Origin of the sequence: Ligilactobacillus sp. UO.C109, assembly GCF_026847815.1 — a bacterium.
In the GTDB taxonomy this organism is placed as follows: domain Bacteria; phylum Bacillota; class Bacilli; order Lactobacillales; family Lactobacillaceae; genus Ligilactobacillus; species Ligilactobacillus salivarius.
In genome coordinates, this window is the sequence record NZ_JAPSFH010000015.1 from 11,655 (window position 1) to 35,212 (window position 23,558).

19 protein-coding genes and 1 pseudogene are annotated in these 23,558 nt (G+C 32.2%); 15 read left to right on the plus strand and 5 right to left on the minus strand.

Going from position 1 to position 23,558, the window contains the following annotated elements; genetic code table 11:
* Positions 1-3: 3 nt before the first annotated feature.
* From OZJ21_RS03675 to OZJ21_RS03715, 9 genes and pseudogenes are all read left to right on the plus strand, one after another.
* Positions 4-2,124, plus strand: a complete 2,121-nt coding sequence (locus OZJ21_RS03675; protein WP_268857472.1) for a glycosyltransferase family 8 protein — start codon at positions 4-6, stop codon at positions 2,122-2,124.
* A gap of 18 nt (positions 2,125-2,142) precedes the next feature.
* Positions 2,143-3,156 (plus strand): nucleotide sugar synthetase, encoded by a 1,014-nt coding sequence (locus OZJ21_RS03680; protein WP_268857473.1) that lies wholly within the window; start codon positions 2,143-2,145, stop codon positions 3,154-3,156.
* Positions 3,157-3,171: 15 nt separating this feature from the next.
* On the plus strand, positions 3,172-4,068 hold the full coding sequence (locus OZJ21_RS03685; protein WP_101897986.1) for a glycosyltransferase family 2 protein: 897 nt from the start codon (positions 3,172-3,174) through the stop codon (positions 4,066-4,068).
* Positions 4,069-4,962: pseudogene (locus OZJ21_RS03690) on the plus strand (glycosyltransferase family 2 protein). It abuts the gene before it with no gap.
* A gap of 25 nt (positions 4,963-4,987) precedes the next feature.
* Complete coding sequence (locus OZJ21_RS03695) at positions 4,988-5,890, plus strand: glycosyltransferase family 2 protein (RefSeq protein WP_268857474.1); 903 nt, start codon at positions 4,988-4,990, stop codon at positions 5,888-5,890.
* A 7-nt stretch (positions 5,891-5,897) separates the two neighbouring features.
* The gene (locus OZJ21_RS03700; protein WP_268857475.1) at positions 5,898-6,797 is read left to right on the plus strand and encodes a glycosyltransferase family 2 protein; all 900 of its coding nucleotides are present in this window, start codon (positions 5,898-5,900) and stop codon (positions 6,795-6,797) included.
* 32 nt (positions 6,798-6,829) lie between these two features.
* Positions 6,830-7,705 (plus strand): glycosyltransferase family 2 protein, encoded by an 876-nt coding sequence (locus tag OZJ21_RS03705; protein ID WP_268857476.1) that lies wholly within the window; start codon positions 6,830-6,832, stop codon positions 7,703-7,705.
* 84 nt (positions 7,706-7,789) lie between these two features.
* Entirely contained in the window at positions 7,790-9,904 is a 2,115-nt protein-coding gene (locus OZJ21_RS03710; protein WP_268857477.1) for a glycosyltransferase, read from the plus strand.
* Positions 9,905-10,252: 348 nt separating this feature from the next.
* Positions 10,253-11,575 (plus strand): MATE family efflux transporter, encoded by a 1,323-nt coding sequence (locus OZJ21_RS03715; RefSeq protein WP_268857478.1) that lies wholly within the window; start codon positions 10,253-10,255, stop codon positions 11,573-11,575.
* 79 nt (positions 11,576-11,654) lie between these two features.
* On the opposite strand, the gene abc-f is transcribed toward OZJ21_RS03715, so the two are convergent.
* A complete protein-coding gene (abc-f, locus tag OZJ21_RS03720) occupies positions 11,655-13,136 on the minus strand; it encodes a ribosomal protection-like ABC-F family protein (RefSeq protein WP_081530134.1) in 1,482 nt (493 codons plus the stop codon).
* Between the two features lie 365 nt (positions 13,137-13,501).
* Here abc-f and OZJ21_RS03725 point away from each other — a divergent pair, with 365 nt between their 5' ends.
* Both OZJ21_RS03725 and OZJ21_RS03730 read left to right on the plus strand, forming a co-directional pair.
* Complete coding sequence (locus OZJ21_RS03725) at positions 13,502-14,086, plus strand: peptidylprolyl isomerase (protein WP_003705092.1); 585 nt, start codon at positions 13,502-13,504, stop codon at positions 14,084-14,086.
* A gap of 151 nt (positions 14,087-14,237) precedes the next feature.
* A complete protein-coding gene (locus OZJ21_RS03730; protein ID WP_003705091.1) occupies positions 14,238-14,957 on the plus strand; it encodes a gamma-glutamyl-gamma-aminobutyrate hydrolase family protein in 720 nt (239 codons plus the stop codon).
* A 52-nt stretch (positions 14,958-15,009) separates the two neighbouring features.
* On the opposite strand, the gene OZJ21_RS03735 is transcribed toward OZJ21_RS03730, so the two are convergent.
* Positions 15,010-16,368, minus strand: a complete 1,359-nt coding sequence (locus OZJ21_RS03735; RefSeq protein WP_014568033.1) for a glutamate--cysteine ligase — start codon at positions 16,366-16,368, stop codon at positions 15,010-15,012.
* Positions 16,369-16,570: 202 nt separating this feature from the next.
* On the opposite strand from OZJ21_RS03735, the gene OZJ21_RS03740 reads away from it, so the two are divergent.
* The 3 genes from OZJ21_RS03740 (at position 16,571) to OZJ21_RS03750 (ending at position 19,724) form a co-directional block, all read left to right on the plus strand.
* On the plus strand, positions 16,571-16,801 hold the full coding sequence (locus OZJ21_RS03740) for a hypothetical protein (RefSeq protein ID WP_003705087.1): 231 nt from the start codon (positions 16,571-16,573) through the stop codon (positions 16,799-16,801).
* Between the two features lie 125 nt (positions 16,802-16,926).
* On the plus strand, positions 16,927-19,035 hold the full coding sequence (locus tag OZJ21_RS03745; RefSeq protein ID WP_268857479.1) for an ATP-dependent Clp protease ATP-binding subunit: 2,109 nt from the start codon (positions 16,927-16,929) through the stop codon (positions 19,033-19,035).
* Positions 19,036-19,247: 212 nt separating this feature from the next.
* Positions 19,248-19,724 (plus strand): universal stress protein, encoded by a 477-nt coding sequence (locus OZJ21_RS03750; RefSeq protein WP_003705083.1) that lies wholly within the window; start codon positions 19,248-19,250, stop codon positions 19,722-19,724.
* A 58-nt stretch (positions 19,725-19,782) separates the two neighbouring features.
* Here the strand turns inward: OZJ21_RS03750 and OZJ21_RS03755 are convergent, their stop codons facing one another.
* From OZJ21_RS03755 to OZJ21_RS03765, 3 genes are all read right to left on the minus strand, one after another.
* Positions 19,783-19,959: a hypothetical protein gene (locus OZJ21_RS03755; RefSeq protein WP_003709061.1), complete on the minus strand. Its 177-nt coding sequence runs from the start codon at positions 19,957-19,959 to the stop codon at positions 19,783-19,785.
* A 103-nt stretch (positions 19,960-20,062) separates the two neighbouring features.
* Positions 20,063-21,520 carry an amino acid ABC transporter substrate-binding protein/permease gene (locus OZJ21_RS03760; RefSeq protein WP_081561191.1) on the minus strand — a complete coding sequence of 486 codons (1,458 nt, stop codon included), beginning with the start codon at positions 21,518-21,520 and terminating at the stop codon, positions 20,063-20,065.
* 239 nt (positions 21,521-21,759) lie between these two features.
* Entirely contained in the window at positions 21,760-22,794 is a 1,035-nt protein-coding gene (locus OZJ21_RS03765; RefSeq protein ID WP_003701500.1) for a branched-chain amino acid aminotransferase, read from the minus strand.
* A 591-nt stretch (positions 22,795-23,385) separates the two neighbouring features.
* On the opposite strand from OZJ21_RS03765, the gene OZJ21_RS09830 reads away from it, so the two are divergent.
* A partial coding sequence (locus OZJ21_RS09830) for a mucin-binding protein (RefSeq protein ID WP_442916305.1) occupies positions 23,386-23,558 on the plus strand: 173 nt, incomplete at its 3' end.

A 23,558-nucleotide genomic window follows, 5' to 3' on the forward strand; every position in this document is an offset into this window, starting at 1 on the left:
TTTATGATAGATGAGAAAATGATTTCTATAATAATATTAACTAATGGTCAAGAAGGAAGATTAGGATATTGCATTGATAACATTCTTAGTCAAGATTATCCGAATAAAGAGTTAATAATTGTTAGTTCAAATCCAAGTGATACATTATCAAATTATGAAGAAAACTCAATGATTAAAATTTACATTCGTCCAGAACTTAGTCGGTCAGAAGCTAGAGATTTTTCATTAAATAAAGTGAATGGAGAGTATATATTTTTTATTAATCCACTAGATGCATTGATGAATGATCAAGTCTTATCTAATATATGCAAAGATATGGAAGAAAATAATTCTAATTTCTTGGCGATGTTATCTCTTAAATTGAAGGATGGTTTCTTTCATTACTTAGAAGGAGAAGCCGATGTTGAAGTAATAACAGATTCCAATTCTTGGTTCTATTTTTTTAAACACCATGAAATGAGAACGTTAGATGGAAAATTATTTAAGAAAGAACTACTATATAATTTAAATATACATATTACTTCTGAACAACAATTTGTTAACTACTTAATTCATAACAGTACAAATCCCGTTTTTGATAAAAGAGGGAGAGGAGAGTATGTTTGGTTCGAAGAAGAAGGACGAAAACCAGTTGAATTTAATAGAGATGAAATCCCGTTACCTGATTATTTAAAAGATATTGAACTTTCGACTAATGAAAGAATAGATGATGTAGTAAATATTGCTATTTGTGTAGATGATAATTATTGTCAACACATCACTCCGATGATTTTTTCTATTGACAAAAATACACAAGAAAAAGTAGATGTATATTTAATTTATTACAAATTAAATGACTCCTCTTTTGAAGGTATTGCAAGATTAAATGAAGTACTAACGAATGTTAAGATAAAATTGCGTAAGGTTCGAGACTATCAATATGAATGGTTATCCCAATTTAAAGAAAATACTTTGCCAACTGAGGCTTACTTTAGATTACTACTCCCAGAGTTAGTGCCAGAGGCTAAGCGAATAATTTATCTTGATATTGACATGCTTATTTTAAGTGACATAGGGAAATTATATAGAATAGATCTAGATAATAATATTTTGGGGGTTGTCAGAGACTATCCGTTCACTGAAAATAAAGATTCTTGGTCATATATGTTATTGGGTGAGAATGGTAATAAATACTTTAATTCAGGAATGTTACTCATGGATCTTGAATTGATGAGGAAAAATAAAGTTGTAGAAAGATTTACGCAATTTATTCTAGAAACATCTAAATTCTACTTATTAGGTGATCAAGATGCATTTAACACCTTTTTCTTCTATAAAGTTAAGTTATTAGAGGATAAATATAACTATATAGTTGAAAATCAAAAGATACTAGAAAATTCTAATCCTGAAACAGTGATTAAGCATTATTGTGGGTATTCTGATTCAAAGCCATGGAAAATACATCCCGGTATTTCTTCATATATCCTACCGTCAATATGGTTGTATCGAAAATATCAACGACAAGCGAATAAAGCAATCTTTAATAGACCTAAAGTATTACTTATTGTCCATGAAACAGAAGATCTTGGAAAAGAAGTAGTAACAGCTGAAAGTATAGACTATCAAAACTATGGGAATTACGAAGTTGCTTTATTACCAGCAAAAGAAAACAGCCATGCTGATGCAATAAAGGCATATTATCATCAAATTAATATCATTAAAAACAAAGAAGAATTAGAACAGATGGCAGCAGATGCGGATTATTTGTATTTCATGAAAGAAGCAAGTTACTTCAAAGATTGGGATTCATTATCAAATTTAGTTGAGACAGCTATGGAGAAAAATGCAGATTATGTAATGACTTCACATCAAAGATTCTCTGTAAAAGATGATGCTTTCTATCTACCAAATGAAAGTGGAGATGTAGTAGATATTTCTGATAGAAAATTAGAAGATTTAATCGTTGAAAAACCAAAATTATTTTCTAGAAATGAAGGGTACCTTTTTAGTACGGAAATATTGAAAGAATCAAATATTAATTTGGATATGCCTGATATGATTCAAAGTTCACGTATTTTTAATGGTGCAAAAAGAAAATATCTGCATGATAAATCATTTTGGATAGAAATTGATTATGAGAACTAAAGAGGAGCTATATTTTTTATGAATGTATATATTACGAATATCTATAATCTAGGCGGAGTTGCAACGAAATCCCAAAATTTAGTGACTAGTGTAGCGAAAAAATTAGGAATAGAAGAAATTCGTGTACCTTATTTAAATTACGAACCTGAAGAAAGAAATGAACTTTCTAAAAGAGTTGATGGAATTCTAACAGGGGTTAAACCTGGAGATACAATAATTTATCAAAGTCCAACATGGAACGATCCAAATTTTGATATATTCTTCATGAATAAACTTATAGGTATTGGTGGCTTCGGTGGATTAAATATTATCTTTTTCATCCATGACGTTCGCCCTATGATGTTTCCGATGGAACAGGGAGATATGTCAACTTATATACAAATGTTTAATATCGCTAATAGTTTGGTTGTTGCTTCTGAAAATATGGCTGAATACTTAAAAGAACAAGGTGTTACAACACCTATGACAATTCAACATTTATGGGATGCTGATAAGGAAATGGTATTTCAAAAAATGCCAGAACTTAAAAATCAAATTAATTTTGTAGGTAATGACGCAAAATTTATGATTTCAAAGAACTTTCCTATTAACTGTGATACAAGACTTGAATTATATGGTAAAAAAAATGATGAAATGGTAGAAGCTGAAAATATAAATTATCATGGTTTTCTCAATGAATATGATTTACTACATGAACTGCGTAAGGGTGGTTTTGGTTTAATCTGGTCTGAAGATGAGGATACCAAAGAGTATATGAAATATTGTAATTCTTATAAGATGTCAACATATTTAAGAGCTGGAATACCATTAATTGTTCATAAGAGTATCTCATGTATGGAATTGATTGAAAAAGAACATCTAGGGATAGGAGTAGACTCTTTAGAAGAAGCAGTTGATGTTGTTAATGCAATGACAGAAGAAGAGTATGGTAGATATATTAAAGCCCTTGATGAGTTTAAGTTCAAAATAGAAAATGCATGTTTTACCAAAAAGGCTTTAGTTGATTCGATACATAAATCATTTCTTCCCTAGAAGGGAGCTAGTTGAATGGTAAAAGTTAGTATAGGCATGCCTGTGTATAATGTAGCTGAATATCTACCGCAATGTCTAGATTCAATTATTGATCAAACTTTTACAGATTTTGAAGTTATCATGGTAGATGATGGATCAACTGACGGTAAATCATTTGAAATTTGTCAGGAGTATGTGGGCAGAGATAAAAGGTTTAAATTAATCCATCAAAAAAATGGTGGAAGATCAGCTGCTAGAAATACTGCTCTAAAACATATGACGGGTGAATATATTACCTGGATAGATAGTGATGACTGGGTAGAGCCTGATTATTTGAAGATTTTAGTCGATACACAGATAAAAACAGGTGCTGATTTAGTCAATGTTGGTCATAAAGGATATAGAGATGGCAATATTTATGTAGCTGACTATGAACAGGCATATGGCAAATATCCTAATTACGTTATTCCACTAGAAGCTGCTATTCATGATTCTTTTTGGACTTCTTTAAACCTAACAACCGTTTGGGGAAGTTTAGGTACAAGAGAACTTTATAACGGAATAGCATTTGCAGAAAATATCGATATGGAAGATCAAGGTACAAAATTCAAGCTTTATTTTAAAGCAAATAAGATTGTGGCAGTACCAGATACACCATACATTTATCGAAGTAGGTCAGGAAGTATAATGAATCCTACTGCAGAACTCCTAAAAGATAGAATCAGAAAAACAGAAGACATGGCGAAAGGTTTGGAAATCTTGTTGTACTATGCTGATATTACTGGTTTTGATATAGACTTCTGCTTCAGAGAGTTTCTGGGAAGAATGGAATATGAAGCACAAAATAACAAACTCAGTGAAGAAGATAAAGTGAAATTCCGAGAATACGTTGAAGAATATAATCAAAAGTTACGTAAGTATTGGGGGGATTAGATGCCACGAATAAGTATAGGGGTACCGTTTCATAACGTAGAAGAGTATCTACCACAATGCTTAGATTCAATTTTAAGGCAGACATTTACAGATTTTGAAGTAATTATGGTGGACGATGGTTCAACAGATGGTTCTTTTGAAATCTGTCAAAAATATGCCTCTAAAGATAGCCGTTTTAAATTGTTTCATCAAGAAAATGGTGGAGTAGCTAAAGCTAGGAACGCATGTTTGTGACATATGAATGGAAAATTCATTACATGGATAGACAGTGATGATTGGGTTGATGAAGATTATTTAGAGAAGTTAATTGATACACAAGAAAAAACAGGTGCAGATATAATTTCTACAGGACTAAAAACTTTTAGAGATGGCAATATTTATATTGTTAATGGAAATATGGAAAGATATAATGATTTTCCTGATAGGGTTATTCCAACTAAAGTAGCAATCGCTGATATGTTTGGTAGTAAATATCTGTTAGTTAATATGTGTGGAAATTTAGTAGGTGCTGAATTGTACAAGGGATTTGTATTTTCAGGTAATTTAATGTATGAAGATTACGGTAATAAATATAAATTGTTTTTAAGATCTAAGAAAATTGTGGGCCTTCCGGGATCAGGATATATTTATAGAATACGTTCAAGTAGTATTATGGGATCTAATCGTACTAATACTTTTGAAGTGGAATTTAATAATAAAGTAGTTGCCGTTCAATATCTAGAAAGATTGATATTTTATTTGGAGATAAGTAATTTTGAATTGAGTTATTTTTATGACTTATACGAAAAATGGCTTGATAATCAAATTGTAAGAGATAATGGATGGACGATTGAAGAACAAGAAAAAAGTAATAATTTTATTTTAAAGAGAAAAAAGTTATTAGAAAAACGTTAAAAAAATAGTAATGGAGTTTAAGATTATGGTAAAAGTGAGTATAGGAATACCGATATATAATGTATCAGAATACTTGCATCAATGTTTAAATTCAGTTTTGAGTCAAACATTTACAGACTTTGAAGTAATTTTAGTAGATGATGGATCAACGGATGATTCTTTCCGTATTTGTCAAGAGTATGTTTCCAGAGATAAGCGTTTTAAATTGATACACCAAGAAAATAAAGGATTAGCAGGTGCGCGAAATACGTGTTTGAAGCATATGACTGGTGATTTTATAGCTTGGCTAGATAGCGATGATTGGCTAGAAAATGATTATTTAGAAAGATTAGTTAGTACGCAAGCAAAGACTGGTGCTGATATAGTATGTATTGGTATCAAAACATTTATGAATGATGAATTTTATATGGGAAGTCACCAGGATAAGTATGGTGCCTTTCCAGACCATGTAATACCTAAAAAAATTGCAATGTCTGATGTTTTCTGGGGGATATACGCATTAATTTCAGTTTGGGGAAATATTATGGATGCAAAACTTTATAAAGGTGTGGTTTTTTCAGAAGGATTAAACTATGAAGATCAAGGAAATAAATTTAAATTATACCTAAACTCAAAAAAAATAGTGGGTATCCCAGAATTGGGTTATGTATATCGAATTCGTTCGGGGAGTATAACACAAGATGGAGTAACTAATTTTGAAAAGATTTTAGATGGAAAAATAATGCAGGTAACTAATCTTGAGAAGTTTATGTATTACATAGAAAATGCTAATTATGAAGTAGATTATTTCCATAGCTTATACTCTGAATGGTTAGATAAACAGGTACAAGGTGTTGACAATAATTGGGATGAAGATCAGCAAAAAGAATATTTAGACTTTATTTTGAAACGTAAAAAGATATTTGAAAATTATAGTAGTTTAAAGTGATAGAATAATGGCAAAAGTGAGTATAGGTGTTCCAATATATAACGTAGCAGAATACCTTCCACAATGTTTAGATTCGATTTTAAATCAAACATTTAAGGACTTTGAAGTAATTTTAGTAGATGATGGTTCAACTGATAACTCTTTTAAAATTTGTCAAGAATATGTAGCTAAAGATAGTCGCTTTAGGTTAATTCATCAAGAAAATAAAGGTTTAGCTGGAGCAAGGAATACTATTATTAAGAATGTCAAAACGGAATTTATATCTTGGGTAGATAGTGATGATTGGATTGAAGAGAATTACTTGAAATTACTTGTAGATACACAGGCAAAGACCAATGCAGATATGGTGACAATGGGACATAAGACATATAGAGATGATAATATTTATATATCAAATTATGCTGATATATTTAGTAAATATCAAGATTCTGAGAATGCTATTCCTGCTAAATATATGATTGAAGATTTGATAAGATTTAATTTAATGCTTTCAGGATATTGGGGAGGAATAGATAGAACATCTATCTATAAAGGAGTATTTTGTAAAGAAGGATATAATCACGAAGATATTTCAAGTAAACATAAATTATATCTAAGGGCTAATAAGATAATTGCCATTCCTGATATGATGTATGTATATCGTATACGTCCTGAAAGTATAACAGGTCAAAAGTTAAGCACATATAAAGATGCAAAAGAGGTAATAGATACCTTTATTATGTCATATAAAGAAATTATATATATTGCAGAATTGGCAGATTTTAATGTAGATATGTATTATAAAGCAATGTTTGATATGTTAAGTAATAACGCTTGGTATATTTGGAGAATAAATGATGAAGATAAAGATGCTTTAAACAAGTATATTGAAGATAGTTTGAAAAGAATAAATAAATTTAGAATTTGAGAAATTTAATTATTTATGAGGTGAGGAGAAAAATGGTAAAAGTAAGTATTGGAGTTCCTGTTTATAACGCAAATGAATATTTAAGAGAATGTTTAGATTCAATTCTAAATCAAACATTCCAAGATTTTGAAGTTTTATTAGTAGATGATGGTTCAACAGATGGTTCATATAATATTTGTTACGAATACGCTCAAAAGAGTGACAATATTAGATATTATCATCAAAATCATAAGGGAATTGATGATACAAGAAATCTAATTTTGCGCGAGGCAGACGGAGATTTTATCACTTGGATTGAAGCAACTGATAGTGTTGAACCGGACTATTTACAACATTTAGTAGATATTCAAAATAAGAGTAACGCTGATATTGTAATATCTGGATTTAAAGAATACCGTGAAAAAGAATTCAGTCAATCAGTTAATTTAAAACCATACTTTGAAGAACTGGAAGATAATGAATATACAAATATTGATAAATATAGAGCATTGTTACTCTTCTTAAGTCACTGGACATCATTCTTTTATAGTTGGGGTAAACTTGTAAGTATAAGAACTCATTTAGGGGTAATGTATCCTAAGGAATTTATTAATAAAGATATGGCTACAACTTATAAGTTATACTTACACACAAATAATATTGTGGTTGATGGAGAAGAATTGTACAATCATCATATAATTGATGAACGAGTAACTTTAGGTGATAGAGATATTTTGGCTGACTATGAAGATAAGCAACGTGTATTAGATGAAATGATGATGATTACAGAAATCATGAACTTTAATGTTGCTGCCGTAAGAGATTTATGTAGTCAGGTTATGAATAATGAATATAATGCAGCAATGGGAAAACTTTCAGAAAGTTGGAAGCCTAAATTGGATAAGCTAAGAAGTGAGCTAGCTGATTAAGAAATATTAGTCCTTATTCTACAAGAGTAAGGACTTTTTTGATAAAATGAGAATAAATTGAGTGAAAAAAGTGGGTCGATAAGAATGGAAGGAAAAATTTCTGTAATTGTCTTAGCACATGGAGATGAAAAAGAGCTAACCAGATGTGTTGATAGGATATTAAATCAAAATTATAAAGACTATGAGTTGATAGTAGTTAGTACACAAAAAAATTCAGAATTAGAAGAAAAAGCAAATAATAATGATTTGATGACTTTATATGTTAAAGATGTCGATAAATTAGAAAATTTACGTGCATATGCCTTGAATAAGATCGATGGAGATAGGGTTTTATTTGTAGAACCTAATGACTTTTTGATTGACGAACAAAGTATAACAACTTTGAATGAAGTTTATACTCAGAAAAATGCAGATCTATTGTTAAACAGTTTTATGACTCTTAGAGATGGAAAATTTTATTTTATTGTTGGAGAAGATGAGCATATATTAAGGGATGTATTCCTATTTCAACAAATCGAAAAAGTTGAATTTAGAAAATTAGGTGGAGCTTTAATTAAGAAAAATTTATTAGATGAAATGGATGCTGATGATTTAGTTAAGTCAGATCAAGTATTACTTAATCGACTATCGTGGAAAGCTAAAAATATTATTTTTAGCTATCAGAATAAATACGTATATGACCAAGTAGTTGGAAATAAATTACCAGAGTTAGATAGTGGAAAAGAGTCTGAATTATATTTCTCTGATGCTTTTAAGATCGTAAAGCAAAATAAAAAGAATGGATATGTTAATAAAGTTGCAGAAAAGATAAGTATAGCTCTATGTACAGATGAAAATTTAGTAAAACATATAGGAACATTACTATATTCAGTTGATGAAAATACTTCTAGCTTTGTAGATGCATACATAATTTATGATAATTTATCGGAAAAATCTTTAAAAAAATTAATATTATTGAATGATATACTCTCAACTGTTACAGTACACATGGTAAGAGTTCTAGATAAACAACAAGAAAAATTAAGTAAAATTTCGCTAAAAAACAATGGATTACCAGTAACGTCATATTATAGATTTATTCTTGCTGATCTATTACCTAGTTTAGATCGAATAATTTATCTTGATGTAGATACTTTAGCTTTAAGAGATTTGACTGAATTATGGAGAACGGATTTAGAAGGAAAATTTATAGGGGTAGTTAAAGATACACTTATTAATCCTAATGTAGCACAAAAAATTGTTTCTGAAAGAAAGTCATATTTTAATTCAGGAATGTTACTTATGGATTTAAATTTATTTAGAAAGTATGATATTTGTAGCGATTTGGTAGATTTTGCTGTTGACATAGCCGAATCTTGTGAATATGGTGACCAAGATATTCTAAATTATTATTTTATAGATGGCTATAAGCTTTTAGATACCAAATGGAATTGTGGAAAAAAATTTCTTGAAGATAGAGAAAAAGAAGTCGGCATTGTCCATTTTTACGGAGTAGAAAAGCCGTGGAATAATATAGTATACTCGTTTTATATTCGAGAGAATATTATTAATATGGAACATATTTATAAATTGTATCAATATCGATTTTTACAAAAGAGTAAGAGTTTGAAAGATAATAAAGTTACTATAGTTGTTACATTAGATATATTTAAATATTCTAAAACATTGGAAAGTGTTCTGCTACAATCTTATTGTAATATTGAAGTAAAAGTTATTGATGTAAGTCAAGATGACAGGGTAAAAGCAAAGGTACGAAAGTTACAATTATACTATCCTAATTTGAAATACTATGAAGTTACTTTAAATGATGATTTTTCTAGAGTAATGAATTTTGTTATAAAAAATTCAAGTGAACATATATTTTTTGTTAAGTCACCATATGTTCTGCTAAGTAAAACAATCAGTGATTTAATGGAAATAATTTTGGAAAATCAAGCAGATATTGCAGTAGTTGAAGATAGGGCTTATAACTTAAATCAATTGATGTATTACTTTGTTGAAAAAGACAATCAGTTAGAAGATATATCTGGACAAAGCAAATTAAATTCTTTAAATGGTTGTTTGATTAAGAAAGAAATTTTTGATGTGGTCGGAGCTTTGAATTTTGAAGATAATGAAAGTTTAACGGCTACTATACTTGAAAAAGCTGATAAGGTAATGGTCAAGCATAGTGATTATTTGATAAAAGTATTTGATTAGAAAAATAGCTATGAAAAAGTAAAACAACAGATGAAGTTAGACTTTTAAAATAATTGATTTTATCTGTTTTATATTTGAATTAGTATGCAAAAAATCTTACATTATCAGTCCTAAATATTATACAACCGCTAAATATATTGAAAATATAAAAATTCGACTCCAAATTTTGGAGTCGAATTATTTTTCTAGAAGCTGGAAATCATTAGTTTTTTCCATCCTCAAATTAATTATTACACTGAATTTGGAGTGAATTTTGTTAAATCGAGCGTTGTAATTGATTAAAAATTTCTTACGAAAAGTCTAAAATAGTGGTAACATGAAAAGACAACTAAATTTTGAGGTGATATTTTGGAAGAACTTTTTGAAAAAGCTCCAGTCAAAAAAGTCTACTATCAACTAGCATTGCCGGTAGTGTTTAGTATGATTATTAGTATGGTATATAATATCGCTGATACATATTTTGTCGCTAAGACTGGAAACACAGATTTAGTGGCAGGAATTACTGTAAGTTCGCCACTATTTATGTTTATGCTAGCAGTCGGTGACATTTTTGGCTTAGGTGGAAGTGCCTTAATTTCAAGATTATTTGGACAGAAACGATATGAAGAAAGTAAGCATGTAAGTAGCTTTAGTTTTTATGGAGATATAATTTTTACGATTATTTTGACAGTATTATTATTAGTTTTTGAAGCACCTATCATGCATCTTCTAGGGGCTAATGCTCAGACTTACCAATATGCAGCTGAATTTTATCGTGTATTGGTAATCGGCTCGGTTTTTATCACATTGTCATTAGTTCCAGGTAACATGATTAGAACAGAAGGACTTGCGATTAAGTCAATGATAGCGACAATTTCTGGAACAGTACTAGCCATTATTTTAGATCCGATTTTCCTATTTGGATTTAAATGGGGAGCTGCTGGGGTAGCCTTCGCTAATATTTTAGGATACGTATTAAATACAGGATTACTAATCTACTTTACTTGGAAAGATAGCAAGTATTTGTCATTCAATCTCAAATACATTAAGGTTAGTTGGTATCATTTTAAAGAGATTATCGCAATTGGAATTCCAAGTTCTGTTACTAATTTCATGCAGACATTTGGAATGGCTTTACTAAATAACTATCTTGTTATTTATGGTAATGACAAGGTTGCGGCGATGGGAATTACGCAAAAAGTATATGGAATTGTAACACTTGTCTTGGTAGGTTTTGCTTTTGGAGCTCAGCCGTTGATTGGGTATAACTATGGAGCCAAAAATGCAAAGAGATTCCGTGAAGTTTTACGTTATGATTTTAAGGTGGAAGTAATTTATGCAATTATTGCTTCTTTGGTTTTGATTGTATTTTCTCCATTTGTAATTAAGTTGTTTATGAATAATCCACAAATTGTTGCTGATGGTTCCTATATGTTGAGAGTCTGTCTACTAACAACGCCATTTATTGGAGCTATCTTGGTTTATACCACTGTTTTTCAATCAGCTGGGAAAGGTTGGAGTGCCTTGGTGATGTCGATTTCTCGTCAAGGCGTGGTATATTTTATCAGTATGGTAGTAATGGTTAAGATTCTCGGCTACCATGGAGTAGTAATGGCACAACCAGTTGCGGACATTTTAACCTGTGTGATTGGTTATTTAATTTATCAGAGAGATTTTCGGAAATTTAAATAAAGAAAAATGCTAAGAACTTGTTATGTAAAAAAATCCTAAACTTCATGAGCTTAGGATTTTTTTGATGTATAAAGACTAACTATAATTTTTGCAGTTCAACAACTTCTGCATCAATTTCATCAATAAAGCGACTATCATGCTCGATAATCAGCATAGTAGGGCGATACGTCTTAATTAACTCAATAATTTGGTCTTGATTGAAAGTATCAAGATAGTTCAAAGGTTCATCCCAAAGGTATAAATTAGCTGGTTCTAGCAAGCTTTTTGCAAGGAAAACTTTCTTCTTTTGACCAGCACTTAAGTCACAAATGCGGTTAGTAAAGGTAGTACGTTCCACGCCTAATTTATGCAGAATATTGAGAAGTTCGTTGTATTCTAGATGATGATGTTCAGCAAATTGCTTGAGATTATCAGTGTTATTATCTTCTAACTGTTGCAAGTAACTAATTTTTAGATTGCTAGCTAGAGAAATATTTCCTTCAATAATCTTAATATCATCTTGTTTCAAGATAGCTCTGATTAATGAAGATTTTCCTGAACCATTATCACCCTTGAGAACTACTTGTTGTCCTTGTTTTAGATTGAAAGAAATCGGCTTGAACAAACTATCATATCCTGGGTAAGCAAGAGTAAGTTTCTCAATATTCAAGATATCTTGATGATGACTAGTTTGAAAGTTGATACTCAATGGGGTAATAGTTTCAATATTTGTCAGTAAGCCTTCTTTATCTTTAATTTGAGATTCTATGCGTTTTTGCATAGTAGTTGAACGTTTCATAACTCTAGCGGCCTTGGCAGTGATAAAGCCTTTATCAGCGTGGGAGTTATTCTCCTTTTCGCGTTCAGCACTACGAGCCCAATTCTTCTTTTGAGCAGCAGAAGTTTTAAGTTGGGAAATATTACGTTTAAGTTTTTCATTTTGAGCCAGGTTACTTTTATCTTCAATCGCTTTTTGTTCTTCATATCTAGCATAATCGCCTTGTTGCAAGCGAATATTTTGAGCTTCAATCACAAGTGTATGATCAATAACTTGATTGAGAAAATCGCGATCATGACTAGTAATAATAAATCCTTGTTTCTTATTATTCAGATATGTAGCAACTTGTTGACGCGTATGTGCATCTAGATGGTTAGTAGGTTCATCAAGCAAAACAAAACTATTCTTATTTTTGAAAGCTAGAGCTAGTAATACCTTAGTTTGTTCACCACCACTAAGGGTATTGAAAGGTTGCCACAATACTTTAGGATCTAATTGAAGTTGTGAAAATTCTTTTTCCAGTTCCCATTGTTCCACGTGAAACTTATCTTGAATAGCGTATAAGGTTAGATTATCTTTATTACTGATTGCTTGAGGAAAATATTCAAAATCTATATTGGCGCTAATTTTACCACTGTAATCTAGCTTTCCTTGAATAATATTTAAAAGGGTAGTCTTACCGCGACCATTGCGTCCAAGCAGTCCTAATTTCCATTGGCTATCAAGTGATAGGGAAACATTGTCAAAGAGTAGATCTTGACCGTTATAGGCGAAAGAAAGATTTTTAATCGAGATTGTCGACATATTATCACATCCTTAAGTAAAATAAAAAGCCTGTCACAGTGGACAGACTCAGGGGTAATAATATGAATAATAGTATGCCATAAAGAAACTACGCCTTTACAGCACAAGGCATACCAATCCATGTTAAACTAAATTCTGTCCACAAAAAATAAATACTCGGCTTTACGAGATTAAATTTGTTAGTCAGAATTAGTTCTTCAATGGACTGATACCTCCGTTCGATATAAGATACTTATAGAATAAATGAAAAAAAGATTGAGGTCAAGTAATAGGGATAATTTTTTGAAAAGTAGAACTTATTTCTGATTTGAAGTCATTCATGATATAATTTTGAAAGATTAATTAATAAAGGAGACATTTTTAGAATGGCATATCCACAATTAGATTTGGCAAATGTAAAAGGACCAAAGGCAACAATCAAAACAAATCATGGTGAAATTGTAATCCAACTTTTCCCTGAACAAGCACCTAAGACAGTTGAAAACTTTGTTGGTTTAGCAAAGAAAGGTTACTATGACGGAGTAATCTTCCACCGCGTTATCAACGACTTCATGATCCAAGGTGGCGATCCAACTGGAACAGGTATGGGTGGCGAAAGTATCTGGGGAGCACCATTTGAAGATGAATTCTCAAATGAATTATTCAACATTCGTGGAGCTTTATCCATGGCTAATGCTGGTCCAGCTACAAACGGAAGTCAATTCTTCATCGTTCAAAACCAAAACGTACCTGCACAAATGGCAGGACAAATGGAAGCAGCTGGCTATCCAAAAGAAATCATCACTGCCTATGAAAATGGTGGTACACCTTGGTTAGATCATCGCCACACTGTTTTTGGACAAGTAACATCTGGCATGGATGTAGTTGATGAAATTGCAGCAGTTGAAAGAGATATGGCTGACAAACCAAAAGAAGACGTTGTAATTGAAACAGTTGAAATTGCTGAGTAATTAAAAATTAGTTTTTAGAGAATCTCTTAATTGTTAGTTGAAAAGCTAATGATTGAGGGATTTTTTTTGTATTGTGATAAACATATGTTGATTTTGTTAGAAAAATATGATATTTTCATTAAAAGATTATTTTAGAAAGGTAGGAATTAAGATGCGACCAAGAATAGCAATTCCAGCTGATACGCTAACAGAAGCAACAAATGTTATTAATGAAAGAATGGCACCCTATGCGCCTAAACCGGTAATTGAAGCAATTGTTAAATCAGGTGGGGTTCCGGTTATTTTTCCGAGTGTTTCTCCAGAATTGGTACCAGATTATCTCGACCTTTTTGACGGAGTTCTTTTTGCAGGGGGAGCTGATGTTGATCCAACATTTTTTGGAGAGGAACCTCATCAAAGGTTAGGGGCAACTTATCGTAAGCGAGATTTATTTGAAATTGAATTACTGAAACAGTCCTTGAAAGCTGATAAGGCAATTATGGGAATTTGTCGAGGATTACAGCTAATAAATGTTGGTTTAGGGGGAACTTTATATCAAGATTTATCTGAAAATCCAGAAGCAACAATCAAACATTCTCAAGATGCACCAGGAAATTTTCCTTCTCATCACGTCAATGTACAAGAAGATAGTCGTCTCTATTCTTTATTAGGGAAGCGACCTTATGTAAATTCTCGACATCATCAGTTACTAAAGAAAATTGCACCAACATTACGTGTTTCTGCCTTTGCCGACGATGGCGTGCCTGAAGCAATTGAATCAAAAGAAAATAACCAAATTTTAGCTGTTCAATGGCATCCAGAAAATATGTTTAAGCATTATGAATATTCTCAAAAGATATTCGCTGACTTTATTGAAAGAGCTAAGCACTAGAAAAAAGCTGTATGAATTGTAATTAATATTACTTTTCATACAGCTTTTGTTATTATTGCACTTCCCAATTACCATAGAATAATTCACGTTTTAAATCTTCTGCAGACATAGGTGCGTCATCTTCAAAGCCTTTAAATTGATAGATAGATTCTAAAGCAGCTTCTTGATAACGTTTGGCACGTCTTAACGCATATTTTTCTAAAGAATTATTTTCAACGTAGCTTAATAATTTAGCACTAGGAGTTGTCTTAGGATTTTCAACTCTATCTTCTAAATCTTCAAGAATTTCTTGATATTCTGGTCCTAACTGGATTTGATTCGCAAAACGTTCAAGACTCTTGATAAAAGCACGAGCCTTATTTTGATATTTACATTGGTCAGTAGGTAATTCTACTGATACATCTTCATTCATTTCATCAGCTTTACTGAGAACTTGGTCGACATCATCAGCCTTTAAAGCAGGGTGCATGATGAAATAACTAGAGAGTAGACGAATAAAGCGAAGAGTGCCAGTTCTAACGCCCACAGAACTACTAGGGTCAAGATCCAACATTCTTAATTCAAGATATTGAACACCTTTTTTAGGAAGATCTCTGAAATCTTTAGTCCCTTTAAAACGAACGGGGCTATGGAAATCATGGTCAGCAATCAATACTCCTTGTTTAAGTCCTTCTTCAATACGTTTAACATATTTTTGAACATCAACAAAGCAGCCACTAAATCGAGTACCAAAGCCATAAGAACTCTGACGAATACTTCTAATAGGATGGGGAAGTTCATCTTCTTTGTCGAAATAGTTGGCTTCAGCAATTGGACTAGCACCAAAAAGATATGTAATAAGCCATCGATAGCGCATAAAACCTTGAGCTAAAACAGTATAAAGATAGTTCTGGACTTCAATTCTATTTTTGAAACGCTCAGGAAAATTCTTTAAAACCAAGTCAATGATATGATCATCAATACTCAAATTAATATGGGCACCACATGGAGTACCCTTGGAAAAGCCGTGACGCTTGATGAATTCCTTGAAATAAGCTTCTTTTACTGGTCCCATTTTAGCAGTTTGAATTGTACTTTTATCTTTAGGCAATTTAGGCGGCATTGAAAGTGGCCAGAGTAGTTCTCCTGGAGCTAATGCAGAACGTAGCACATTATTGATGGCGTAAAGATAATGCATTGCATCAAGTGCGTGACTAGCTGCAGGTGTTACAACCTCAGACATTGTTTCTAAGAAATCATTTGTAATCCAAGGGTTAGTTTTCTCATCTCCAATAGCTGATGGATAAGGCTCCTGGCTTAGATGTCCGGTATCATCAACGCGTTGCATTTCAATTTCTAAACCCATAGTAAAGTCAGAAGTCTTAGCAACAGCTTCATTGTCAAAGATTAATTGACCTATCTTACTAAACATAATATCACCTCTGTATAATTAGATAATTTTTAATTTTATTAGCATTATACTATAAAAAGATTAAAAATGAAGTGTTTTTTGAAATAAAATCGCTAACAACCAATTTTTGTTTGATTAAAAAAATTATTTCACTTTTTTGGTATTTTACACTTGTTATATATCACAAAAGTGGTATAATTAAAAACGTAAGGAAGTGATGGATATGAAGATTGATATCAAAGCTTACTTGGACTCCAAGGAGCTGACGATTTATCAAGTTTCCAAATATTCAGGTTATGGGTACACGACCTTGCACAAGTCATTCAACAAGAAGCAAACAAGTGCGACATCTCTGAATTTAAGAGATTTGGATGCTTTGGCACAATCGCAAAACAAAGCGATGTGGCAAGTATTGAAAGAACTTGAAGAGCATTATTTGAGTGATGATAATTAAATGAATAGTCGCAGTACCATAAGTCCGTAAGTTTCCAGCAGTCGTCGTTGTTAATTTAGGGGCTATTTTGGTTGCGCAAATTAATAAATTAAGAATAAGAAAATAACAGAAACGAGGGATTCTTTATGAATAACACACCTTTTGATAACTTTAATAATATGGATGATATTTTTAATGAATTAATGGGAAGTATGAATGGTATTAATTCTGAACGTCGTTATTTAATTAATGGTCGTGAAGTGACCCCAGAAGAATTTGCTCAATATCGTAAGACCGGAAAATTACCAAATAATAATCAAATGACAAGTCAAGGCAAAGCTCCAAATAAAGATGGAATTTTAGCTAAATTAGGACGTAACTTAACTCAAGAAGCTCGTGAAGGCAAGTTAGATCCAGTTATTGGACGTAACAAAGAAATTCAAGAGACTGCTGAAATTTTAGCACGTCGTACGAAGAACAATCCTGTTCTAGTAGGGGATGCTGGTGTTGGTAAGACAGCAGTTGTTGAAGGCTTGGCACAAGCAATTGTGAATGGCGATGTACCTGCTTCAATTAAGAATAAAGAAATTATCAGTATTGATATCTCTGGCTTAGAAGCTGGTACACAATATCGTGGTAGCTTTGAAGAAAATATTCAAAACTTAATTAAGGAAGTTAAAGATAGAGGAAATGTGATCCTATTCTTTGATGAAATCCATCAAATCTTAGGTGCTGGTGGTATGGGCGGTGACAACGGCTCTAAAGGTTTAGCTGATATTTTGAAACCAGCTTTATCTAGAGGTGAAATCACAGTTATTGGTGCTACAACACAAGATGAATATCGTAACACAATTATGAAGAACGCAGCTTTAGCACGTCGATTTAATCAAGTTACCGTAAATGCACCAAGTCCAGAAGACACATTTAAGATTTTACAAGGTATTAGAAAATTGTATGAAAAGCATCACAATGTTGTATTACCAGATAATGTTTTAAAGGCTGCTGTGGACTACTCAATTCAATATATACCACAAAGAAGTTTGCCAGATAAAGCTATTGATTTGATAGATATGACGGCTGCACATCTTGCTGCAAAGCATCCTGTTACAGATGTTAAAGAATTAGAAAATCAAATTAAAGATGAAAAAGAAAAGCAACAAGCAGCTGCTGACAAGGAAGATTATGAAGCAGCTTTAAATGCTAAGACAAAGATTGAAGAATTGCAAAAGAAGATTGATAACCATTCTGAATCTCAAAAAGTAACAGCCACAGTCAATGATGTTGCTGAAGCCGTAGAACGTTTGACAGGTATTCCTGTATCCAAGATGGGTGCTAGTGATATCGAACGCTTAAAGGAAATCGGCAAGAGATTAAAGGGCAAAGTTATTGGTCAAGATGAAGCTGTAAATGCAGTAGCTCGTGCTATCCGTCGTAATCGTGCTGGTTTTGACGAAGGAAATCGTCCAATCGGTAGTTTCTTATTCGTTGGACCAACTGGGGTCGGAAAGACAGAATTAGCTAAGCAATTAGCTTTGGATATGTTTGGCTCTAAAGATGCGATTATTCGTTTGGATATGTCAGAATATTCCGATAGAACTGCCGTATCTAAATTGATTGGTACAACAGCTGGTTATGTAGGTTATGACGACAATAGTAACACTTTGACTGAACGTGTACGTCGTAATCCATATTCAATTATCTTGCTAGATGAAATTGAAAAAGCTGACCCACAAGTAATTACATTATTACTTCAAGTATTAGATGACGGTCGTTTAACTGATGGTCAAGGTAACACTATTGACTTCAAGAACACAGTTATTATCGCAACATCTAACGCTGGTTTTGGTAACGAAGATTTAATGGGTAAAGACGAAAAAGAAGACAAGGACATTATGAAGAAGATTGCTCCTTACTTCCGTCCAGAATTCTTGAATCGTTTCAATGCCGTAATTGAATTCTCACATTTGACTAAGGAAGATTTGAAAGAAATTGTTGATTTGATGTTAGACGAAGTAAACAAGACTTTGGCTAAGAAAGGTATTGATTTAGTGGTAACTGATGCTGCTAAGAACTATCTTATCGAACAAGGTTACGATGAAGCAATGGGAGCTCGTCCATTACGTCGTGTCATTGAACAACAAATTCGTGATAAAGTAACAGACTTCTACTTGGATAACGTAGATGTAAAACATTTATTAGCTGATATGAAAGATGGCGAATTAGTAATTAGTGAAAGAAAGGATGCAGATAAATAATTTAGATTTTAAAAAATTACTAGATAGATAAGCTTAAACAACACTAACTTAACTGTGAAAAAGCAGTTTTGTTGGTGTTGTTTTTTACATAAATTAGAAAAATTTTGTAATAAATATTTGATGAAAAATATTAAAAAGCTTGAATTTTTAGGGGTATAGGGCTATTATAAACTTAGATAAATAAAACGCATTCAAAAGAAAGGATGATTATTATGGCTCAAGAATACAAACGTGTCTTAGTTGCAATTGATGGTTCTAAAGGGGCAGATGCGGCATTACGTACAGCAATTGAAGTTACTAAGAGAAATGACCACACTCATCTAGATGTATTACGTGTTTTAGACTTAAATTCTCTTGAATACGGTGGGGCAGGGATTGCTCTTGACGGTCAAAAGATTTATGAAATTGAACAAGCAAATGAAGGCTATATGTTAAAACTTAAGGATAAGATTGTAGCTGAATATAATCTAGATGCAGATAGGGTTAGTGTTCACCTACGTTTCGGTAATCCTAAAGCAGTTATCACACAAGATTTTCAACCAGAATATGGTAATGATTTAATCGTAGTTGGTTCTACTGGTAAGAACTTTGTACAAAGAATGATTGTTGGTTCTGTTGCATCTTATGTAATTAGAACAGCTAAATGCGATGTCTTAATGGCAAAGGTCCGCGACGGAGAAGATAAATAAGAAAAGTAAAACTACTAGATGTTTAGGCACCTAGTAGTTTTTTGTTTGGAAAAATTAATTATTTGAAATATAATTCGTGATAACATTTAGTAATTTCGTAAGTTTTGAACTCAGTTAGATCAAGCATAATCGTAATAATACGATTTAAATGATATCCTTTGTGTGAGAGTTTTTGAATTATTTCTTTAATAATCTGTTCACGTTCTAATCTTTTGGCTTTTTGTATTCTATCCATAGTAATAATCCTTTCAAAAGTGTATTTGACTTATTTAAAGTACGAAGAAAAAATAAGATTTCAAAAAAATGCCGCTACTTATTATAAGTAACGACATTTTTTATTAGCTATTCATTTTCTTTTGTAAATAGTTAGAAATCCAAGTTAAAACTGTGATTACGATTAAGTACATTAATCCGATAATTGCCCAAACTTTGAAGCCTTCAAGGTTACGAGCGATGATAATTTTACCAGTTTGTGTAAGTTCGAGAATACCAATAATAGAAAGAATAGAAGTATCCTTCAAAGTAATGATAAATTGGTTTACGAATGAAGGAACCATAATTTTAATTCCTTGTGGTAATATAATCTTCTTCATTGCTTTACCAAATGATAATCCTAAACTACGAGCAGCTTCCATTTGCCCTTTATCGACAGCTTCAATTCCACCTTTAACAAAGGCAGCAGTATAAGCACCTTCGTTTAAAGTAAGGGTGATGATGCCGGCGATGAAAGCTGGAATCTTAGTACCAGTTAAGCTAGGAATACCGTTATAGATAAATAGGGCAAGTACTAGCAATGGAAGACCACGGAAGATATAAATAACAGTAGTTGAAACTCCTTGAGCGAACTTGTTAGGAATTACTCCTAAGAAACCAATGATAATCCCAAAGATAGTTGCGCCGATAATACCCAAAATAGTTAGGTAGATTGTTTTCCAAAGACCGTTAAGGAAAACGCCAGAGTTTTGTTTTAACAAACCAATAAAGGTATGTTCATTGTTGCTATTTTCGTTAGCTTTCTTTTGTTCAGCAATTGTATTTTGGTTGATGTAGCGATTTACGATCTTATCATAACCACCATTTTTCTTTAACTTAGCTAAACCATCATCAAATTTATGTAGAAGTTCTTGGTTCTTACCTTTCATAACTGCAAAACCGTAGTAACCACTTTGAGCAGGTTTAGTAACGATTTTCAACTTAGTACCTGTTTGAATTGCATATTGCATTACGGGCATATCTTCAAAACAAGCAACAGAGTTTCCGTTAACAACATCATTGTACATGTTGTCGGAATCATCAAAAGTTACAGTTTTAAAACCATATTTGTCTTTCAATGAAAGAGCATAGTTAGCAGCGGCAGTACCAGTTTTTAAAGCAACGCGTTTGCCACGTAGTTGTTTGAGGCTGGTAATGTTACTATTTTTAGCAACTGCCATGATGAAACCTGTTTTATAGTATGGCTTTGAGAAATCGAATTTTTGTTTACGTTCATCAGTAATAGCCATCCCAGCAATAACCCCATCAATTTGTCCAGATTGTAAAGATTGAACGGCAGAGTTAAATCCAATTGGTTGAATATTAACTTTAAATCCTTCTTCTTTAGCGATAGCTTTCATTAAATCGATATCTATTCCAACATATTGATTATTCTTATTAGCGAATTCAAAAGGGGGATAAGTAACATCTGTCCCGATATTGTAGGTTTTAGTGTCTGCATTAACATGATTATTATTCAAGTTAGTAAAAATTAATAAAGTACATAAGCAACTGACAATAAAAATAAATGCTTTTTTTAGCATAGGCGACACTCCTAAAAATTATAAAATGTTAAAATATATCTCATTAAGAATACCACAATTTATTATTAAAGTGCAATCTAATCTATAAGTAAAAACATATAAAAAAGCCAGTATGCGAATTGACATACTGACTTAATTAAGTTTGAGGAATTATAATTATTGACTTGCTAAGCATTGACCAACTACAAAGTAGCAGATTGTTTTTTAATGGTTTACGCTGACTTAGCAAGAATAATTAATTAGTCAACGCGGACAACCCAGCCTTCAGGAGCAGGCTTATCACCAAATTGAATTCCTGTTAATTCATCATATAATTTCTTAGTTACAGGTCCAACTTCTGTTTCACTGTAGAATTGATGATACTTGTCACCAACTTGGAAACCAGCAATTGGAGAAATTACAGCAGCTGTACCACATGCACCAGCTTCTGCAAAGTGATCCAATTCATCGATATAAACGTCGCCTTCTTCAACTTCCATACCAAAGCGTTCTTTAGCAAGATACAAGAGAGAGTACTTAGTAACAGAAGGCAAGATAGATGGTGATTTAGGAGTTACAAACTTACCATCTTTTGTGATACCGAAGAAGTTCGCAGAACCAACTTCTTCAATCTTCTTATGTTCAACTGGATCAAGGTAGATACAATCGGAGAAACCTTCTTTATGGGCTTTGTCACCAGGAAGTAAACTAGCAGCGTAGTTACCACCAACTTTACTTGCACCAGTACCTTTATGAGCAGCTCTATCATAGTTAGAAACTAAGAAGCGAGTAGGAACCATGCCACCCTTGAAGTAATTTCCAACAGGCATAGCAAAAACAGTAAAAATGTATTCCTTAGCTGGATGTACACCAATGTTAGGTCCAACCCCAATGATTAATGGACGTAAGTATAAAGTACCGCCAGTGCCATATGGTGGAACATAAGCTTCATTTGCACGAACAACTGATTTACATGCTTCAATGAACATTTCAGTTGAAACTTCAGGCATTAATAAGCGACGACAACTGTCTTGTAAACGGGCAGCATTGCGGTCAGGACGGAATAATTGTACATGGTTATCTTTTGTACGGTAAGCTTTCATACCTTCAAAAGCTTGTTGACCATAATGAAGAGCTGTTGAACCTTCATTCATTGCAAGTGTAGAGTCTTCAGTTAAACCTGCCTTATGCCATTCGCCATCTTTCCAATAAGCGCGATAACGATAAGGGAGATCCATGTATTCAAATCCCAAGTTGTCCCAATCAAGAGTTGTTAATGGTTCTTTTGCTGTCATAATAAAATTCCTCCTTAATATGTAATTCAATAAATTAGAGTAAAGAAAAACCCACAAAGCTAGTTGAGCAGTGTGGGTAAAAAGTATATAGTCAATTCACCGCTGCAACTATTAGTTATGTAATCTATACTAAACGCACGATGAATCAAAGTCTTCACTCAAAATTAGCTGAGATATTAGATGACGCATCGTGCATCATAATAGCTAAGCTAATTAAAATTATACGATTGCTAAATCTATTAAAACATGTACGCATAATCATCTACTCCCATCTAAATAATTTACTGAATTAATAATTGTTTTTATTATATCAGTAAATATTAAAAAATCAATATCTTTTTTAATCTTTTTGCAATTATTTAATAAAGCTATAATTTTAAGAGCTAAATAATAGAGTTTGAATTTTTTCTTCCTATTATATGGCGAAAAAATTATTATTCATAAAGTATGCATTGGAGATTTTTTTGAGAAAAATTGAAATTAATTGTTGACGTAACCTAAAAATCAAGGTATAGTATATATCGTTGTCTGTTACGAAAGACGACATCAAAAATAATTTTTAAATTGTTGTTGACATCAATTGATGACAACGTGGTAACAAGAACAATAGAGTACCGAGATGAAAAAGGTAATCTACTAGATACCAAGAGTCAAAGTCTAACGTTCACTCAAACAGGCGACAAAGATCTAGTAACAAATCAAATAAGCTGGAACAAAGTTCCAAGTCAAAGCTTCGACGAAGTGAAGACGCAAAAAAAGGCAGG

Coding starts and splice junctions, on each gene's coding strand:
- OZJ21_RS03675 (WP_268857472.1), top strand. CDS start 4: ATGATAGATGAGAAAATGATTTCTATAATAATATTAACTAATGGTCAA.
- OZJ21_RS03680 (WP_268857473.1), top strand. CDS start 2,143: ATGAATGTATATATTACGAATATCTATAATCTAGGCGGAGTTGCAACG.
- OZJ21_RS03685 (WP_101897986.1), top strand. CDS start 3,172: ATGGTAAAAGTTAGTATAGGCATGCCTGTGTATAATGTAGCTGAATAT.
- OZJ21_RS03695 (WP_268857474.1), top strand. CDS start 4,988: ATGGTAAAAGTGAGTATAGGAATACCGATATATAATGTATCAGAATAC.
- OZJ21_RS03700 (WP_268857475.1), top strand. CDS start 5,898: ATGGCAAAAGTGAGTATAGGTGTTCCAATATATAACGTAGCAGAATAC.
- OZJ21_RS03705 (WP_268857476.1), top strand. CDS start 6,830: ATGGTAAAAGTAAGTATTGGAGTTCCTGTTTATAACGCAAATGAATAT.
- OZJ21_RS03710 (WP_268857477.1), top strand. CDS start 7,790: ATGGAAGGAAAAATTTCTGTAATTGTCTTAGCACATGGAGATGAAAAA.
- abc-f (WP_081530134.1), bottom strand. CDS start 13,136: ATGTCGACAATCTCGATTAAAAATCTTTCTTTCGCCTATAACGGTCAA.
- OZJ21_RS03725 (WP_003705092.1), top strand. CDS start 13,502: ATGGCATATCCACAATTAGATTTGGCAAATGTAAAAGGACCAAAGGCA.
- OZJ21_RS03730 (WP_003705091.1), top strand. CDS start 14,238: ATGCGACCAAGAATAGCAATTCCAGCTGATACGCTAACAGAAGCAACA.
- OZJ21_RS03735 (WP_014568033.1), bottom strand. CDS start 16,368: ATGTTTAGTAAGATAGGTCAATTAATCTTTGACAATGAAGCTGTTGCT.
- OZJ21_RS03740 (WP_003705087.1), top strand. CDS start 16,571: ATGAAGATTGATATCAAAGCTTACTTGGACTCCAAGGAGCTGACGATT.
- OZJ21_RS03745 (WP_268857479.1), top strand. CDS start 16,927: ATGAATAACACACCTTTTGATAACTTTAATAATATGGATGATATTTTT.
- OZJ21_RS03750 (WP_003705083.1), top strand. CDS start 19,248: ATGGCTCAAGAATACAAACGTGTCTTAGTTGCAATTGATGGTTCTAAA.
- OZJ21_RS03755 (WP_003709061.1), bottom strand. CDS start 19,959: ATGGATAGAATACAAAAAGCCAAAAGATTAGAACGTGAACAGATTATT.
- OZJ21_RS03760 (WP_081561191.1), bottom strand. CDS start 21,520: ATGCTAAAAAAAGCATTTATTTTTATTGTCAGTTGCTTATGTACTTTA.
- OZJ21_RS03765 (WP_003701500.1), bottom strand. CDS start 22,794: ATGACAGCAAAAGAACCATTAACAACTCTTGATTGGGACAACTTGGGA.